Source organism: Cryobacterium glaciale (assembly GCF_004402535.1).
In the GTDB taxonomy this organism is placed as follows: domain Bacteria; phylum Actinomycetota; class Actinomycetes; order Actinomycetales; family Microbacteriaceae; genus Cryobacterium; species Cryobacterium glaciale.
On the sequence record NZ_SOEY01000031.1, the window covers coordinates 37159 to 53374 of the forward strand.

Here is a 16216-nt window from a genome sequence, read left to right on the forward strand (position 1 = left end):
ATCAGGCGACGAGACGAGCCGATGCGAGCGTCGCGGACGCCTTCTCGATCCAGGCAGCGGATGCCGCAGCCACGTCGTCAGCGTCGGCGTCTGCCGCTTCGACCGGAGTCAGTGCAATCGCAACCGGTTCGCTCCAGGTCGCGATCGGCGCGGGAGTCCAGGACAGCGCGGTCGGCTCCCCACTGCTCTCACCGCGCAGGGCGGCTTGCTCCGTCGTGATCGCTGTGGTCAGCTCCGTCGCGATCTCTCGGGCCTTCAGCCCGTGAAAGATCACCTCGGTGTCGTCACTGTTGCGGGCCACCAGCGTCCAGGCACCGTGTTCGCCGACCAGGTCCCTGAGCCGGTCGTGGAGCAGCTCGAAAATCTGTTCGTCGCGCAGCACCGGAGCGGGAGCGACGCTCAGCACCGCATTCGCGGCCAAACGTCGGCGTCGACGACCAAACATGACGAGCCCCTTTCAGGTGCACAGGTTACAAAGTGCGCAGCCGATCCAGCCGCTGTCCCCATTTTCGGTGACGGGAAGCCGACTCGCCGGGGGACACGCCGCCGGACAGTGCGATTGGGAGCTGAAGTCAGCTCTCAATCTTGCGATTGTTCGCGTCTTCGATGACCGTACCGATGGCGACGGCGGCGCTCAGTGCCCAGCCGAGCCACAGCATCACGAGGCGCCAGTCACGCGGACCGTGCCGCGTGGCCTGCACGCTGTTCCATCCGCCGGCGATCACGCCGATCATCGCACTGTTGAAAATGAACTTTCGCATCTGTACCTCCGGCATCAGGGTACCCGGGATGGGGCACGGGTCGACTGGTATCCTTCCAAGGGCAACACAGGTGCGCAACCCCGAGTGCGCCCGGAACGGATGATCCATTACTTCTTCAGCCGAACCAACGTACACGCTCGTCGTGGTCTCGAACCGGTTGCCGGTCGACTACGACGAAGCCGCAGACGGGGCCGTCACCTGGCGCACGTCTCCCGGTGGGCTGGTCACCGCACTGGAACCACTGATGCGTTCCTCGCACGGCGCCTGGGTCGGCTGGCCGGGTGTCGCGGACCGCGATTTCGAACCGTTTGAGAACGACGGGATATCGCTCGTCCCGGTACGGCTGAATGAAACCGACATCGAGGATTACTACGAGGGATTCTCCAACGACACCCTCTGGCCGCTCTACCACGACGTCATCGCGCCGCCGAGCTTTCACCGCGAGACCTGGGACGCCTATGTGCGCGTGAATCGCCGATTCGCGGCCGCGGCCGCAGCCGTCGCCGCTCCGGGAGCCACGGTGTGGGTGCACGACTACCAGCTGCAGCTCGTGCCGCGCATGCTGCGGGAAGCCCGCCCCGACCTCGTCATCGGCTTCTTCAACCACATTCCGTTTCCGCCCTACGGCATCTATGCCCAGCTGCCCTGGCGTAAACAGATCCTGCACGGACTGCTCGGCGCCGACGTCATCGGTTTTCAGCGAGTAGCGGATGCCGGAAACTTCACCCAAGCCGTGCGTCGCCTCTTCGGCTACCCGACCCGCGGCGTCGTCATCGACGTGCCGACCGGCGACGGGCCAATCGGACAGACTGGCGACAGTCGCCGCGTCATCGCCAAACACTTTCCTATTTCGATCGACGCAGCCTCCTACGAAGAACTCGCCCGGCGCCCCGACATCCAGGCCAGGGCCCGCCAGATTCGCGAAGACCTCGGCAACCCCAAAACCCTTATGCTCGGCGTCGACCGGCTCGACTACACCAAGGGCATCGGCCACCGCCTCAAGGCCTTCGGTGAGCTGCTCGCCGACGGCCGGCTGAGCGTCGAAGACGTCACGCTGGTGCAGGTCGCGAGCCCGTCCCGAGAACGCGTCAGCACCTATATGGCCCTGCGCGACGAGATCGAGCTGGCGGTCGGCCGGCTCAACGGCGACTTCTCCACGATCAGTCACACCGCCATCAGCTACCACCACCATAGTTATCCGCGCGAAGAAATGGTCGCGATGTACCTCGCCGCCGACGTCATGCTCGTCACCGCCCTGCGCGACGGCATGAACCTCGTCGCCAAGGAATACGTGGCCGTGCGATTCGACGTCGACGGCGTGCTCGTTCTGAGCGAGTTCGCCGGCGCCGCCGACGAACTCAAACAGGCCATCCTGATCAACCCGCACGACATCGACGGCACCAAGGACGCCATCGTGCGCGCGGTCGAGATGCCGAAACGCGAGCGCACCCGGCGCATGCGGTCTCTGCGCCGCAAAGTCGCCGAAAACGATGTCGCCGCCTGGTCAGCGTCGTTCCTGCGCGCCCTCACCGGGGGCGCTGCCGTGCCGGCCGGGATCCCCGACGATCTCGACCTGGCGCTGCAGGGCATCGCCGGCGCCGAGAACCTGCTCATCGCCCTCGATTTCGACGGCACCCTGGCGCCGCACGTCGATCATCCCGAAGACGCCCGCGCCATCGCCGGCACCCGGGAAGCCGTGCAGTCCCTGCTAAACCTGCCGGGCGTGCGCGTGGCCTTCGTCTCCGGCCGCGCCCTGGTGAGTCTGCAGCACGTTGCCCAGCCGCAGAGCTCGGTACTGCTCACCGGCTCGCACGGTATCGAGGTGCAGCTGGACACCCCGGAAATCGAGCTTGACCTGCTTTCCAGTGAACTGGAGCAACTCGACATCCTCACCCGAGTGCTCGGAAGCATCTCCGGGTCGATCGCCGGCACCACGATTGAGCGCAAGCCCGCCGGTCTCGCCCTGCACACCCGCCTCGCCACCGAGAAGGACGGCCAGCGGGCCGAGCGTGCGGCGCGCGATCAACTCGGTGACCAGCTGCCGGGACTCACCGTGCGTGAGGGCAAGAACGTACTCGAATTCTCGGTGCGCTCGAGCACCAAGGGCGACGCCGTCACCAAGCTGCGCGAGTACACCGGCGCCGACCGGGTGTTCTACGCCGGCGACGACGTGACCGACGAGGACGCCTTCGCGGTGCTGCGGGAGGACGACGTCGGGCTCAAGATCGGACAGGGCGCCACGCTCGCAGGTTTCCGGGTGCGCAGCCCGCACGAAGTGACCCAGGTGCTCGTGCGCATCGCCGCCCTGCGCTCAGGCGGTTCCCCGAGGTTCTAGACTCGGAGGCATGTCTGAGATCGATGTGAAACCCCGTAGCCGCGCCGTCACCGATGGAATCGAGGCCACCACATCGCGTGGAATGCTTCGCGCCGTCGGCATGGGCGACGCTGACTGGGACAAGCCCCAGATCGGCATTGCGAGCTCGTGGAACGAGATCACGCCGTGCAACCTGTCGCTCGACCGCCTGGCGCAGGCGGCCAAGGAAGGCGTGCACTCCGGTGGCGGCTACCCGCTGCAGTTCGGCACCATCTCGGTCAGCGACGGCATCTCGATGGGTCACGAGGGCATGCACTTCTCCCTGGTCTCCCGCGAGGTGATCGCCGACTCGGTCGAGGTCGTCATGCAGGCCGAACGTCTCGACGGCAGCGTTCTGCTGGCCGGCTGCGACAAATCCCTGCCCGGCATGCTCATGGCCGCCGCCCGCCTCGACCTCGCGAGCGTGTTCCTCTACGCCGGATCGATCGCCCCGGGCTGGGTCAAACTCTCTGACGGCACCGAAAAAGACATCACCATTATCGACGCGTTCGAGGCCGTCGGCGCGGTCAAGGCCGGCCGCATGAGTGAAGCGGATGCGAAGCGCATCGAGTGCGCGTTCGCTCCGGGCGAGGGCGCCTGCGGCGGTATGTACACCGCAAACACCATGGCCAGTGTCGCGGAAGCCCTCGGAATGAGCTTGCCTGGCTCGGCGAGCCCGGCATCCGCTGATCGTCGCCGCGACTACTTCGCGCACCGCTCCGGCGAAGCCGTCGTCAACATGCTGCGCCTCGGCATCACCGCCCGCGACATTCTCACCCGCAAGGCGTTCGAGAACGCGATCGCTGTGGCCATGGCCTTCGGTGGATCGACCAACGTCGTGCTGCACCTGCTCGCCATCGCCCGCGAGGCCGAGGTTGAACTCACCCTCGACGACTTCAACCGCATCGGTGACAAGGTCCCGCACATCGGCGACCTCAAGCCCTTCGGCAAGTACGTTATGAACGACGTCGACCGCCAGGGCGGCGTCCCCACCGTCATGCGCGCGCTCCTCGAAGCCGGTCTCATCCACGGCGACGCGCTCACCGTCACCGGAAAGACCGTGGCCGAGAACCTCGCCGAGATCGACCCGCCCGCCCTCGACGGTGAGGTACTGCGCACCCTCGACAACCCCATTCACAAGAGCGGCGGAATCACCATCCTGAAGGGCACCTTCGCCCCCGAGGGCGCCGTGGTGAAGACCGCCGGCTTCGACGCCGCCGTGTTCGAAGGACCGGCCCGGGTGTTTGAGCGGGAACGCGCAGCGATGGACGCCCTGACCGAGGGCAAGATCTACAAGGGTGACGTCGTCATCATCCGCTATGAGGGCCCTAAGGGTGGCCCGGGCATGCGCGAGATGCTCTCGATCACCGCAGCCATCAAAGGCGCAGGCCTCGGCTCCGATGTACTACTGTTAACGGACGGTCGATTCTCAGGCGGCACAACCGGACTGTGTATCGGCCACATAGCACCCGAAGCGGTGGACGCAGGTCCAATCGCCTTCGTGCGCGATGGGGATCTGATACGGGTCGATATCGCAGCTCGCACGCTTGACCTACTGGTTACCGATGCAGAGCTGGCCACCCGCCGAGATGGCTGGGCGCCCCTTCCCCCGCGCTATACCCGCGGCGTACTCGCAAAGTACTCGAAGCTCGTGCATTCCGCTGCCGAAGGCGCCATCACCGGCTAGCAGCGCACGGGCTACCCCGGGTGCCCGTGAGGCAGCCGGTTCAATGTCGAAACGACCGATTTCGAAGTAGGGATTCAACGATCATGACCACGGAAACCACTCCCGTGCCCTCGGCTCCCGCGTCTGCGGAGCCGGAGATGCTCACCGGTTCGGGTGCGATCATTCGCACCCTCGAACGCCTCGGCGTCACCGACGTCTTCGGCATTCCCGGCGGCGCCGTCATCCCGCTGTACGACGAGCTCATGACACAGACCAAGATTCGCCACATCCTGGTACGCCACGAACAGGGCGCCGGCCACGCCGCCGAAGGCTACGCCTCGGCGACCGGTCGCGTCGGCGTCGCCATTGCCACGAGTGGCCCCGGTGCCACCAACCTCGTCACGGCCATAGCGGATGCCTATATGGACTCGGTTCCGCTGCTCGCGATCACCGGCCAGGTGTTCTCGACCTCGATGGGCACGGACGCATTTCAGGAGGCCGACATCATCGGCATCACGATGCCGATCACCAAGCATTCTTTCCTCGCCCGCCGGGCCGAGGAGATCCCTGCGGCGATCGCCTCGGCCTACCACATCGCCTCGACCGGCCGGCCCGGCCCGGTGCTCGTGGACATCACCAAGGACGCGCAGCAGAACCTGGCGCCGTTCATCTGGCCGCCCAAGCTCGACCTGCCCGGCTACCGGCCGATCGTCAAGGCGCACGGCAAGCAGGTGCAGGCCGCAGCCCAGCTGCTGCGGAATGCCAGGAAGCCCGTGCTCTACGTGGGTGGCGGAGTCATTCGCGCCCACGCATCCGCTGAACTGCTGGTACTCGCCGAGGCGACCGGCGCACCGGTCGTGACCACCCTCATGGCCCGCGGCGCGTTTCCCGACTCGCACCCGCAGCACCTCGGCATGCCGGGCATGCACGGCACGGTTCCAGCCGTGCTCGCGCTGCAGGAGAGCGACCTCATCATTTCGCTCGGAGCTCGCTTCGACGACCGGGTCACCGGAAAGATCAGCGAGTTCGCGCCCAACGCGAAGATCGTGCACGTTGACGTCGACCCGGCCGAGATCTCCAAGATCCGCCTCGCCGATGTACCCATCGTCGGTGATGCCAAGGATGTCATCGCCGACCTGACCCTGGCCTGGGCCGAAGCAACCCAGGGTGCCGCACCCGACGCTGCTGTACCTGATACGGCGGAGTGGTGGACCTACCTGCACGGCCTGAAGGCGGAGTTTCCCCTCGGCTTCACCGAGCCGACCGACGGCCTGCTCGCCCCGCAATACGTGATCCAGCGCATCGGCGAGCTCACCGGCCCGGAGGCGGTCTACGCTGCCGGCGTCGGCCAGCACCAGATGTGGGCGGCGCAGTACATCAAGTACGAACGCCCCAATTCATGGCTCAACTCCGGCGGCGCCGGAACCATGGGCTATTCCATCCCCGCAGCGATGGGCGCCAAGGTGGCCGAGCCCGACCGCGTGGTCTGGTCGATCGACGGTGACGGCTGCTTCCAGATGACCAACCAGGAACTCGCCACCTGCACGATCAACAAGATCCCGATCAAGGTCGCGATCATCAACAACTCCTCACTCGGCATGGTGCGCCAGTGGCAGTCGCTGTTCTACGACGGACGCCACTCCTTCACCGACCTCAACACCGGCCACGGCACCGCCATGGTGCCCGACTTCGTCAAAATGGCGGATGCCTATGGCGCGCTCGGCATTCGGGTCACCAGCAAGGACCAGGTGGATGACGCCATCAAGCTGGCCCTCGCCACCAACGACCGCCCGGTCGTGATCGACTTCATCGTGAGCCCCGGCGCCATGGTCTGGCCGATGGTTCCGCAGGGAGTCAGCAACAGTTTCGTTCAATACGCCAAAGACCACGCACCGACCTGGGGAGAAGAGTAACCGTGTCGAGCCACGTTCTGAGTCTGCTCGTCGAGGACAAGCCCGGCCTGCTCACGCGCGTCGCCGGCCTGTTCGCGCGTCGCGGCTTCAACATTGAAAGCCTCGCCGTTGGCCACAGTGAGATCCCCGGCCTGTCCCGCATCACGATTTTGGTCGACGTCGAAGACGTGCCGCTCGAGCAGGTGACCAAACAGCTCAACAAACTGATCAACGTCATCAAGATCGTCGAGCTCGACGTGGCCCAGTCGGTGCAGCGCGAACACCTGCTGATCAAGGTCAAGGTCGACAACACCACGCGGTCGCAGGTGCTCGAAGCGGTCAACCTGTTCCGTGCCCGCGTCGTCGACGTGGCCACGGACGCGGTCGTCATCGAGGTCACCGGCGACAGCGGCAAGACCCAGGCGCTGCTGCGGGTGCTCGAACCGTTCGGCATTCGGGAGCTCGCCCAGTCGGGCCTGCTTGCCATCGGCCGCGGCTCCAAATCCATCACCGAACGAGTCTTCAAAAACTAACGTTTTAGCTTTTTCTAACAATCAATTCACGAGGAGAGAAACACATTGTCTGAGATTTTCTACGACAAAGACGCCGACCTGTCGATCATTCAGGGCAAGAAGGTGGCCGTCATCGGCTACGGCTCGCAGGGTCACGCCCACGCGCAGAACCTGCGCGACTCCGGCGTTGAGGTCAAGATCGGCCTGAAGGACGGCTCCAAGAGCAAGGCCAAGGCCGAAGAAGCGGGCTTCACCGTGCTGTCCACAGCGGATGCCGCGGCGTGGGCCGACGTCATCGTCATACTCGCTCCCGATCAGGTGCAGCGTCACCTGTACAAGGATGACGTGCTTCCGAACCTGACCGCCGGCAAGGCGCTCGTCTTCGGCCACGGCTTCAACATCCGTTTCGGCTACATCACGGCCCCCGACGGTGTCGACGTCGTCATGGTCGCCCCCAAGGGACCGGGCCACACCGTGCGCCGCGAATTCGAAGCCGGTCGCGGCGTTCCCGTGATCGTTGCCGTGGAGAAGGACGCCTCGGGCAACGCCTGGCCGCTCACCCTCAGCTACGCCAAGGCGATCGGTGGCCTGCGTGCCGCCGGCATCAAGACCACCTTCACCGAGGAAACCGAAACCGACCTGTTCGGCGAGCAGGCCGTTCTCTGCGGTGGTACCTCGCAGCTGATTCAGTACGGCTTCGAGGTTCTCACCGAAGCCGGTTACCAGCCGCAGGTCGCCTACTTCGAGGTGCTGCACGAGCTCAAGCTCATCGTCGACCTCATGTGGGAGGGTGGCATCGCCAAGCAGCGTTGGAGCGTCTCCGACACGGCCGAGTACGGCGACTACGTCTCCGGCCCGCGCGTCATCGACCCGAGCGTCAAGGAGAACATGAAGGCCGTTCTCGCCGACATCCAGAGCGGCGCGTTCGCCGAGCGTTTCATCGCCGACCAGGACAACGGCGGAGTCGAATTCCTCGCCCTGCGCAAGAAGGGCGAAGAGCACCCGATCGAGGCCACCGGCCGCAGCCTGCGCAAGCTGTTCGCGTGGAACGCGTCGACCGACGACGACTACACCGACGGCTCGGTCTCGCGCTAAGCATCCGCTGAACCTATTCGCATGACCGAAGGGGCCCTCGTTCGCGAGGGCCCCTTCGTTTTCCCCTGAAGGACGGGTGAATGACAGCGCACGACACGAATACCGGCGCGTGGCGGCGCGGAAACGCAACGGCAGCCATGGTCGGCGTCGTGCTCTACGTGCTCATCGACCTGCTGCTGCAGTTTCTACCGCCGCACTACAGCCCGATCAGCGACGCCGAGAGCAACCTCGCCGTCGGCCCGTACGGCTGGGTGATGAACCTCAACTTTCTCGGCCGCGCGGTGTTCAGCGTCGCCGCGGTCGCCGCGATCGCCCTGGCCGACCGTGAACTGGCCGCCCGGTCGCGGCTGCCCGGGCGCCGAGAGCCGTTGCTCGGCACGGGCCTCGGGCTGTTGCTCGTCGGGGGAGCAAGCTCTGCGGTGCTCGCCTTTTTTCCGACCGATGTCAGCGCAGACCACACGAGCACCCTGCAGACGTCGACCACGGTCGGCGTCATCCATCTCGCCGTGGCATCCTTCGGCTTCATCACCGCCCTCGCCGCGATCCTGCTGCTGACGATCTGGCTGCGGCTTCGCCGCGTGTTGCCGTGGGTCTGGCCGTGGGTGATCGGGTTCGCTCTGCTCACCCTCGCCGGGCTTCTGTTCGTTGTCGCCGCGAATGCGTGGCTGCCGGGCGTCGTCGGCCTCGCCGAACGCCTGGCCCTGGTGGGAATCCTGGGGTGGACTTTCTCGGTGAGTGCCGGCATCCGTCGTCTGGCGTAGACGACGAGTCTGCCCCCAACCGGTAGAGTCGAGCAGTGCACCGGTTTTGACCACCGGTTCATCTGGTCCTGTGCACCGACGCGCAGCTTCGCCGCCGACTAACCCTCAAACGGATTCCGGTGGGGCCGCCCGCTCCACTCGCGTAAGGCCGGCACCATGACCTCAGGCAAGAACATTAACGACGACCAGCTGGTCGCACCGGCCGCGATCGACGGCCCGCTGCCCAAGTGGAAGATCGTCGGCCCCGGCCTCGTCGTGGCCGCCACCGGCGTGGGAGCGGCCGACATGGTCGCCACCCTCGTGGCCGGCTCGCGCTACGGCTACGCACTGCTCTGGGCGGTCATCCTCGGCGTGATCCTCAAGATCGTGCTGGTCGAGGGCGCCGGACGCTACACGCTCGCGACCGGCAAGACCATCTTCGAGGGCTGGCGTGCTCTCGGCAAGTGGACCACCTGGTACTTCGGCCCGTACATCATGCTGTGGGGCTTCGTCTATGGCGCCACCGCCATGTCGTCGGCAGCCCTGCCGCTCGCGGCCCTGTTCCCGGTCTTTCCGCTGCCGGTATGGGCCGTGCTGATGGGCCTCGCCGGGCTCACCATGGTCTGGTTCGGGCGCTACGCCATCTTTGAGAAGATCACCGCGGCGCTCGTGGGCATCATGTTCATCACGGTCGTCGGTCTCGCCGTCATCGCCGTTCCCAACTTTCCGGCCATGCTGCGCGGGCTCGTGCCGATCATTCCCGAGGGCGGAGTGCTCTACACCCTCGCCCTGGCCGGCGGCGTCGGCGGCACCATCACCCTGGCCGCCTACGGCTACTGGTTGCGCGAAAAGGGCTGGTCCACGCCGCGCTGGATGAAAGTCATGCGCATCGACAACCGCATGGCCTACGTCATGACCGGAATCTTCGTCGTCGCCATGCTCATCGTCGGCGCTGAAGTGGTCGGTGCCGCCGGCATCACCCTGAGCGCCGGTGACAAGGGCCTGCTCGACCTCTCGACCGTGCTCAACGAGAAGTACGGTGTCCTGGTCGGAACCGGCTTCCTGGTGGGCTTCTGGGCGGCATCCTTCTCGTCGATCATCGGCGTGTGGAACGGTGTGAGCCTCATGTTCGCCGATTTCTGGGGCAACATGCGCGGCAAGAAGTCCGGCCACCCCGACACGATGGTCGGCGGCAAATACTTCAAGTTCTACCTGTTGTGGCTCACCTTTCCGCCGATGATCCTGTTCCTGCTCGGTTCACCGATCGGGCTGATCCTCGCCTACGGCGTGCTCGGCTCGCTCTTCATGCCCTTCCTGGCCATCACTCTGCTCGGCCTGCTGAACGGCACGCGCATTCCGCGGGAATGGCGCAACCGATGGTTCACGAATATCGCCCTGGGCATCTGCGCCCTGCTCTTCATCATTTTGGGCGTGCAGCAACTGATCACGGCACTCAAACCGCTGTTCGGCTAGCCTCAGCACGGCAACCGGATACTCTGGAAAAATGAACGCGAAACGTGACGACGACGCACTGAACTGGGCCGGTGACGACGATCCGACCTTGACATCGGGGAGCACCGATCGGGCAGGGCTCGAACCGGTCGGTTTGCCGGAGGGGTGGACCATTCCGCAGGTGTCAGCTGACCACCCGGTCGCTCCCGACACCACAACGGATGCCGACACCCCCGAACCCGACAGCGCCCAGCCCGGCAGCGCCCAGCCCGACAGCCCCGCAGTGGGCTCGGCTGCCCTGGTCGGCATGGGGATCCTCGCCGGGATCTACCTGCTGTACTCGATCGGCTGGTTCATCGGCGCCGCCCGCCTCTCGTCCCAGACCATGGTCGTCAGCACGGCTGACCCGGTCGCCGAGTTCATGACGTCTCTGGGCGGCTGGCTCGCGGTAGCGGCGCCGTTGGTCTGGTTCGGATCGACGTTCTGGCTCACGATGAGCCGGCCGCGGGCGCGGTGGTTTTTTCTGCTCCTCGGCGTCGTCGTGTTGATTCCGTTTCCCTTTCTCGTCGGATCGGGGCAGCCGCTATGAGCAAGATCGAGACGAAGGTTGATCTGCAGCCCCGCCGGCGCCCGCGCTGGCTCCTGCTGGCCATCGCACTGTTCATCGGACTGTTTTATGCCTACGACGTCTGGGAAGCCGTCGGCAACCTGGTCGGGCTGAATGTGCAGGCGCAGTCCCTCGACACCCAGCTGAGCGGCTTCGGCTGGGCCGTACTCATCTTCGGAGTGCTGCTGCCGGTGCTGGTCTACGCCCTGGCCTTCTGGCTGGGACGCAACCGGGCATTCGGAGTGCAGGCCCTGACCCTGCTCGTCGGGCTCTGCGCGGTGGCCGCCGTGTCGCTCGACATCACCGCCGTGTTCAGCCTGGCCAGACTGATCGTCTAGAGCGCAGACACCACGATCAGGCCCATCAACACCAGCTGGGCAATGAGCCGGGGAACAAACGGGATCGCCACCCGCCCGAACCGTTTCGGGTGGCGCGCAGCATAGGCGTTGGCCGGAAACACCGCCGCCAGGAACACCACGAGCGCCCCGGCCGCGACCACCATGGTCGGTGGATAGAGCAATCCCAGCCCGCCGGCTACCTCGCACAGCCCGGTGAACAGCACGAGATTGACCGGGCTGGCCAGGCCGCTGCGGCGCAGGCGAGGCGGAATCATCGCCGCCATGGTGCGTTGCACCGACGGCAGAAAGTGAGTGATGCCGGCACCGATGAACAGCACGGCCAGAATCACCCGCAGCACCAGCTGGAGTCCGTCTGTTACGTCATTGCTCATGGGTCTATTGTGCAGCGGGTAGGGTGGAAACCGAGTAGCGCCCTTTGTCGCGCCGCCGACAAATGCAATCTAAGGATCCGATTTTATTGTCGAAGCCCGTCGTCCTGATCGCCGAAGAACTTTCCCCCGCCACCGTCGATGCCCTCGGGCCCGACTTTGACATTCACTACGTCGACGGCACGGATCGCTCCGCGCTGTTCGCCGAGCTTGCCACCGCGCAGGCCGTTTTGGTGCGCTCAGCCACCAAGATGGATGCCGAAGCCATCAAGGCTGCGCCCCGTCTGAAGGTCATCGCCCGTGCGGGCGTCGGCCTCGACAACGTCGACATCAAAGCCGCCACCGCGGCCGGTGTCATGGTTGTCAACGCTCCCACCTCGAACATCATCTCGGCCGCCGAGCTGACCGTCGGGCACATCCTGAGCCTGGCCCGTCACATTCCGGCCGCCTCCGGCGCCCTCGCCGACGGGCAGTGGAAGCGCTCCAAGTACACCGGCGTCGAGCTCTACGAAAAGACCATCGGCATCATCGGCCTCGGCCGGATCGGTGCGCTCATCACCGCCCGCATGCAGGCCTTCGGCACCAACGTGATCGCCTACGACCCGTACATCACCTCGGCCCGGGCCCAGCAGCTCGGTGTGACCCCGGTCACCCTCGACGAACTGCTCGCGCAGTCCGACTTCGTCACGATCCACATGCCGAAGACCCCAGAGACCACCGGCATGATCGGTGCCGCGCAGCTCAAGCTGATGAAGCCGACCGCCTTCGTCGTCAACGTCGCCCGCGGCGGACTCATCGATGAAGAGGCGCTGCACGAGGCCCTCCTCGCCGGCACCATCGCCGGCGCTGGCCTCGACGTGTTCGTGAGCGAACCGCCGACCGGTTCGCCGCTGCTCGGTCTCGACAACATCATCACGACCCCGCACCTCGGCGCGTCGACCGACGAAGCCCAGGAGAAGGCCGGCGTCTCGGTTGCCAAGTCCGTGCGCCTCGCGCTATCCGGCGAGCTCGTTCCCGACGCGGTCAACGTTGCCGGCGGAGTCATCGATCCCTACGTGCGCCCCGGCATCCCGCTGGTCGAGAAGCTCGGCCAGGTCTTCTCCGGCCTCGCCGCCCACAGCCCGCTCACGAGCGTGGACATCGAGGTGCGGGGCGAACTGGTCGAGTTCGATGTGAGCGTGCTCAAGCTCGCCGCGCTCAAGGGCATCTTCACGAACGTAGTCAGCGAAACCGTCTCGTACGTCAACGCACCGCTGCTGGCCGAACAGCGCGGCGTCACCGTGCGCATGCTCACCGACGCCGAATCGCCCGAGTACCGCAACGTCATCACCCTGCGCGGCGCCCTCGCCGACGGCTCGCAGGTTTCGGTCTCCGGTACCCTCACCGGTACCAAGCAGATCGAGAAGATCACCGAGATCAACGGCTACGACGTTGAGGTTCCGTTCGCCAAGAACCTCATTGTCATGCTCTACACCGACCGCCCCGGAATCGTCGCCGTCTACGGCCGCGAATTCGGCGAGGCCAACATCAACATCGCGGGCATGCAGATTGCCCGCCACGTGGCTGGCGGCAAGGCACTGAGCGTGCTGACGGTCGACTCCGAGGTTCCGGCCGGTCTGCTCGCCTCGGTGCGCAGCGCGATCGACGCCGAGATCATGGTGGAGATCGACCTTACCGAGTAGTTTTCTTTCAGAACGGATGCGAGTGGGCGCCTGCCATGCAGGCGCCCACTTGTGTGTGCTGGCTCAGGACGGCAGGAGCCGCCCGATCACGGCGATCAGCCGGGTCATCGCCGCATCGGTGTGATTCTTTGGCGCCTGCTCGTGCTCGGCGAGCGACGAGTTGACGTAGAGCCCGTCACTGATCAGCATGATCGCCTGGGCCGTATCCGGGTCGTGCACGGCGTCTTCGATCACCGAGAGCCAGCGTCGACGAATCTCGGTGAGCACCTGCATGGCCCGGGGGTCGCGGCCCTGGGCGAGCCGGGAGCCGGCGATGTAGGCACGGTCGAGCGGGCTCCCGGTGTGCACCGAGGTGCGAATGAGGTAATCGACCGGTCCGGCGGGGGCGGTGCGGATGTTCTCGGCGTCCTCGAGGGCGAGCGCGTCGAGGCGGGCCAGCAGGCCGTCGACCAGGGCGTCCTTGGAGGCGAAGTGATAGAGCAACCCGCCCTTGGACACCGCGGCCGCCGCAGCGACGGCATCGAGGGTTGCGGAGCGTTCGCCGCCCTCGACCAGCAGTTCCTCGAAGGCGTCGAGCAACCGATCCCGGGTGGGAACGGCTGGCGCGGCGGCATTTTTCGACATAAGGGCCATGGTAACGAACACGCAGACTGTCGGTCGGACACGACGAGCGGACTGGACAACTATACCGTCTAGCCGGTACAGTAGTTTCTGTTGCTCCGCCGCTGGCGGTCGAGAAAGAACCCAGAAAGTGAACGAGATCGTGTCTGCCCCCGCTGTCCCCACCAATGTTGTTCCTACCAACGCGAAAACAGAGGGAGCGGCATCCGCTCTGCCAGCGCGGCAGGACCGTCTGCGCTGGTGGGCGTTGGCCGTGCTGATGCTGCCGGTGCTGCTCGTCTCGATCGACAACACGGTGCTCAATTTTGCGTTGCCGGCGATCTCGACGGCCACCCTGCCGACCGGCGTGCAGCTGCTCTGGATGGTCGACATCTACCCGCTCGTACTCGCCGGCCTGCTCGTGGCCATGGGCAGCCTCGGTGACCGCATCGGGCGTCGCCGCCTGCTCCTGATCGGCTCGGCCGGGTTCGGTGTGGTGTCGGTGTTCGCGGCGTTCTCCCCGAGTATCGAGGGCCTCATCATTGCCAGGGCCGCACTCGGATTCTTCGGTGCGATGCTCATGCCGTCGACGCTGTCGCTGCTGCGCTCCACCTTCGTCGATCGCGACCAGCGTCGCCTCGCCATCGCGATCTGGGCCACCGGATTTGCGGCCGGCAGCGCCCTCGGGCCGGTTGTCGGCGGCATCCTGCTCGAGCATTTCGCTTGGGGCTCTGTATTTCTGCTCGCCGTTCCTGTACTGCTGCCGCTGCTCGTGCTGGCACCGATCCTGGTCACCGAGTCGCGCGATCCGCACCCCGGGCGCATCGACTTTCTCAGCATCGCCCTCTCGCTCGGCACCATGCTTCCCATCGTCTACGGCATCAAGGCCATCGCCGAGCACGGGGTGACCTGGCTCACGCTCGCCCCGATCGCGCTCGGCCTGGCCCTCGGCGTGTGGTTCGTGCTCCGGCAGCTGCGGGTGTCGAACCCCATGCTCGACATGGGACTATTTCGGCGCGGCGCGTTCAGCGGCGCTGTCGGCGTCAACCTGCTCAGTGTGACGGCGCTCGTCGGGTGCCTGTTCTTCATCTCGCAGCACCTGCAACTCGTGCTCGGCCTCTCACCGCTGTCGGCCGGACTCGTGCTCGTGCCCGGCCTGGCCGCGATGATCGTGGCCGGACTGCTGATCGTTCCGATCGCCCGCCGGGTGCGGCCGTCGCGCGTGGTACCGGTAGCCCTGCTGGTGTCGGTCGCCGGATTCGCGTCGATCGCCCTGCGGGGCGGCCAGATCGATGGCTTCTGGATCGGCGTGGCCTTCGTGCTGCTCGGCATCGGAATCGGTGCGGCCGAGACCGTCTCGAACGAGCTGATCGTGGCGACCGCGCCGGCGGATAAGGCGGGGGCGGCATCCGCTGTGTCGGAGACGGCCTACGAATTGGGGGCGGTGCTCGGAACGGCCGTTCTCGGCACGATTTTGACCGTATCGTATCGCGCGGCCGTGCTGCTGCCTGAGGGACTGAGCCCGGCAGAGCGTCTGGCGGCGGGGGAGACCCTCGGCGGGGCGGTGTCGGTCGCGGGGAACCTGCCGGCCGATTCGGCGGCGCAATTGCTTGACTCCGCCCGGCACGCGTTCGACAGCGGCGTGGGTTTGACCGCGTGGATCGGCGTCGCCCTCGTGCTCGCGGCGGCCCTCGTTGCGCTGGTGTCGCTGCGCCGAGCCCGCTAAGCCCGCGAAAGCGGGAAAAACGTTGCTTCAGCATCCGTGAAGCAGCAGTTTTTCCGCTCTCGCGATCAGGGCAGGGGGCTACAGGTCGTCGATCGAGTTCTCGCGGCGCGTGACCTGCTCGCCGTTCGCCGGGTCGGCGATGGTGCGCGTCGTAGAGACACTGTTGCGGCGACGCGTCATCAACACGATCCCGAGGACCGTCACGAGAGCACCGGCCGCGAGCAGAATGTAGCCGACGAGCTGCAGGTCCACTCCGGTGACGGTGATGTCGAGGGCCCACACCAAGATGGCGCCGACGACCAGCAGAAAGATTCCCAGTCCGATACTCATGATGTCCTTCTTTCCGTTGGTGGTGCGCTGGTGACAGCCTAGGCAGTTCAGCGACAAAGGTAAGGTTTGACTA

16 protein-coding genes are annotated in these 16216 nt (G+C 65.9%); 11 read left to right on the forward strand and 5 right to left on the reverse strand.

Going from position 1 to position 16216, the window contains the following annotated elements:
* Position 1: 1 nt before the first annotated feature.
* Both E3O06_RS16015 and E3O06_RS16020 read right to left on the reverse strand, forming a co-directional pair.
* Entirely contained in the window at positions 2-445 is a 444-nt protein-coding gene (locus E3O06_RS16015) for a hypothetical protein (RefSeq protein WP_134504379.1), read from the reverse strand.
* A gap of 127 nt (positions 446-572) precedes the next feature.
* Complete coding sequence (locus E3O06_RS16020; protein ID WP_134504380.1) at positions 573-761, reverse strand: hypothetical protein; 189 nt, start codon at positions 759-761, stop codon at positions 573-575.
* 142 nt (positions 762-903) lie between these two features.
* Here E3O06_RS16020 and E3O06_RS16025 point away from each other — a divergent pair, with 142 nt between their 5' ends.
* From E3O06_RS16025 to E3O06_RS16065, 9 genes are all read left to right on the forward strand, one after another.
* Complete coding sequence (locus E3O06_RS16025) at positions 904-3096, forward strand: bifunctional alpha,alpha-trehalose-phosphate synthase (UDP-forming)/trehalose-phosphatase (RefSeq protein WP_241980305.1); 2193 nt, start codon at positions 904-906, stop codon at positions 3094-3096.
* A 10-nt stretch (positions 3097-3106) separates the two neighbouring features.
* The gene (ilvD, locus tag E3O06_RS16030) at positions 3107-4801 is read left to right on the forward strand and encodes a dihydroxy-acid dehydratase (protein WP_134504382.1); all 1695 of its coding nucleotides are present in this window, start codon (positions 3107-3109) and stop codon (positions 4799-4801) included.
* An 83-nt stretch (positions 4802-4884) separates the two neighbouring features.
* The gene (locus tag E3O06_RS16035; protein ID WP_134504383.1) at positions 4885-6693 is read left to right on the forward strand and encodes an acetolactate synthase large subunit; all 1809 of its coding nucleotides are present in this window, start codon (positions 4885-4887) and stop codon (positions 6691-6693) included.
* Between the two features lie 2 nt (positions 6694-6695).
* Entirely contained in the window at positions 6696-7205 is a 510-nt protein-coding gene (gene ilvN / locus E3O06_RS16040) for an acetolactate synthase small subunit (protein ID WP_134504384.1), read from the forward strand.
* 45 nt (positions 7206-7250) lie between these two features.
* Positions 7251-8279 carry a ketol-acid reductoisomerase gene (gene ilvC / locus E3O06_RS16045; protein WP_134344625.1) on the forward strand — a complete coding sequence of 343 codons (1029 nt, stop codon included), beginning with the start codon at positions 7251-7253 and terminating at the stop codon, positions 8277-8279.
* Positions 8280-8359: 80 nt separating this feature from the next.
* Positions 8360-9040, forward strand: coding sequence for a DUF998 domain-containing protein (locus E3O06_RS16050; protein WP_134504385.1), 681 nt, complete (start codon positions 8360-8362; stop codon positions 9038-9040).
* A 156-nt stretch (positions 9041-9196) separates the two neighbouring features.
* Positions 9197-10492, forward strand: coding sequence for an Nramp family divalent metal transporter (locus tag E3O06_RS16055; protein ID WP_134504386.1), 1296 nt, complete (start codon positions 9197-9199; stop codon positions 10490-10492).
* A gap of 31 nt (positions 10493-10523) precedes the next feature.
* Positions 10524-11060, forward strand: a complete 537-nt coding sequence (locus E3O06_RS16060; RefSeq protein WP_134504387.1) for a DNA polymerase III subunit gamma/tau — start codon at positions 10524-10526, stop codon at positions 11058-11060.
* On the forward strand, positions 11057-11416 hold the full coding sequence (locus E3O06_RS16065; protein WP_134504388.1) for a hypothetical protein: 360 nt from the start codon (positions 11057-11059) through the stop codon (positions 11414-11416). Before E3O06_RS16060 ends, E3O06_RS16065 begins: the two co-directional genes overlap by 4 nt.
* Here the strand turns inward: E3O06_RS16065 and E3O06_RS16070 are convergent.
* Positions 11413-11808 carry a DoxX family protein gene (locus tag E3O06_RS16070; protein WP_134504389.1) on the reverse strand — a complete coding sequence of 132 codons (396 nt, stop codon included), beginning with the start codon at positions 11806-11808 and terminating at the stop codon, positions 11413-11415. The two genes, E3O06_RS16065 and E3O06_RS16070, sit on opposite strands and share 4 nt — an antisense overlap.
* Before the next feature lie 86 nt (positions 11809-11894).
* Here E3O06_RS16070 and serA point away from each other — a divergent pair, with 86 nt between their 5' ends.
* The gene (serA, locus tag E3O06_RS16075) at positions 11895-13487 is read left to right on the forward strand and encodes a phosphoglycerate dehydrogenase (protein WP_134504390.1); all 1593 of its coding nucleotides are present in this window, start codon (positions 11895-11897) and stop codon (positions 13485-13487) included.
* 63 nt (positions 13488-13550) lie between these two features.
* Here serA and E3O06_RS18220 read toward each other — a convergent pair whose 3' ends face one another.
* Complete coding sequence (locus E3O06_RS18220) at positions 13551-14111, reverse strand: TetR/AcrR family transcriptional regulator (protein WP_134504391.1); 561 nt, start codon at positions 14109-14111, stop codon at positions 13551-13553.
* A 208-nt stretch (positions 14112-14319) separates the two neighbouring features.
* Here E3O06_RS18220 and E3O06_RS16085 point away from each other — a divergent pair, with 208 nt between their 5' ends.
* The gene (locus tag E3O06_RS16085; RefSeq protein ID WP_241980314.1) at positions 14320-15813 is read left to right on the forward strand and encodes an MFS transporter; all 1494 of its coding nucleotides are present in this window, start codon (positions 14320-14322) and stop codon (positions 15811-15813) included.
* 78 nt (positions 15814-15891) lie between these two features.
* On the opposite strand, the gene E3O06_RS16090 is transcribed toward E3O06_RS16085, so the two are convergent.
* Complete coding sequence (locus tag E3O06_RS16090; protein ID WP_134504392.1) at positions 15892-16143, reverse strand: DUF6458 family protein; 252 nt, start codon at positions 16141-16143, stop codon at positions 15892-15894.
* Positions 16144-16216 lie beyond the last annotated feature (73 nt).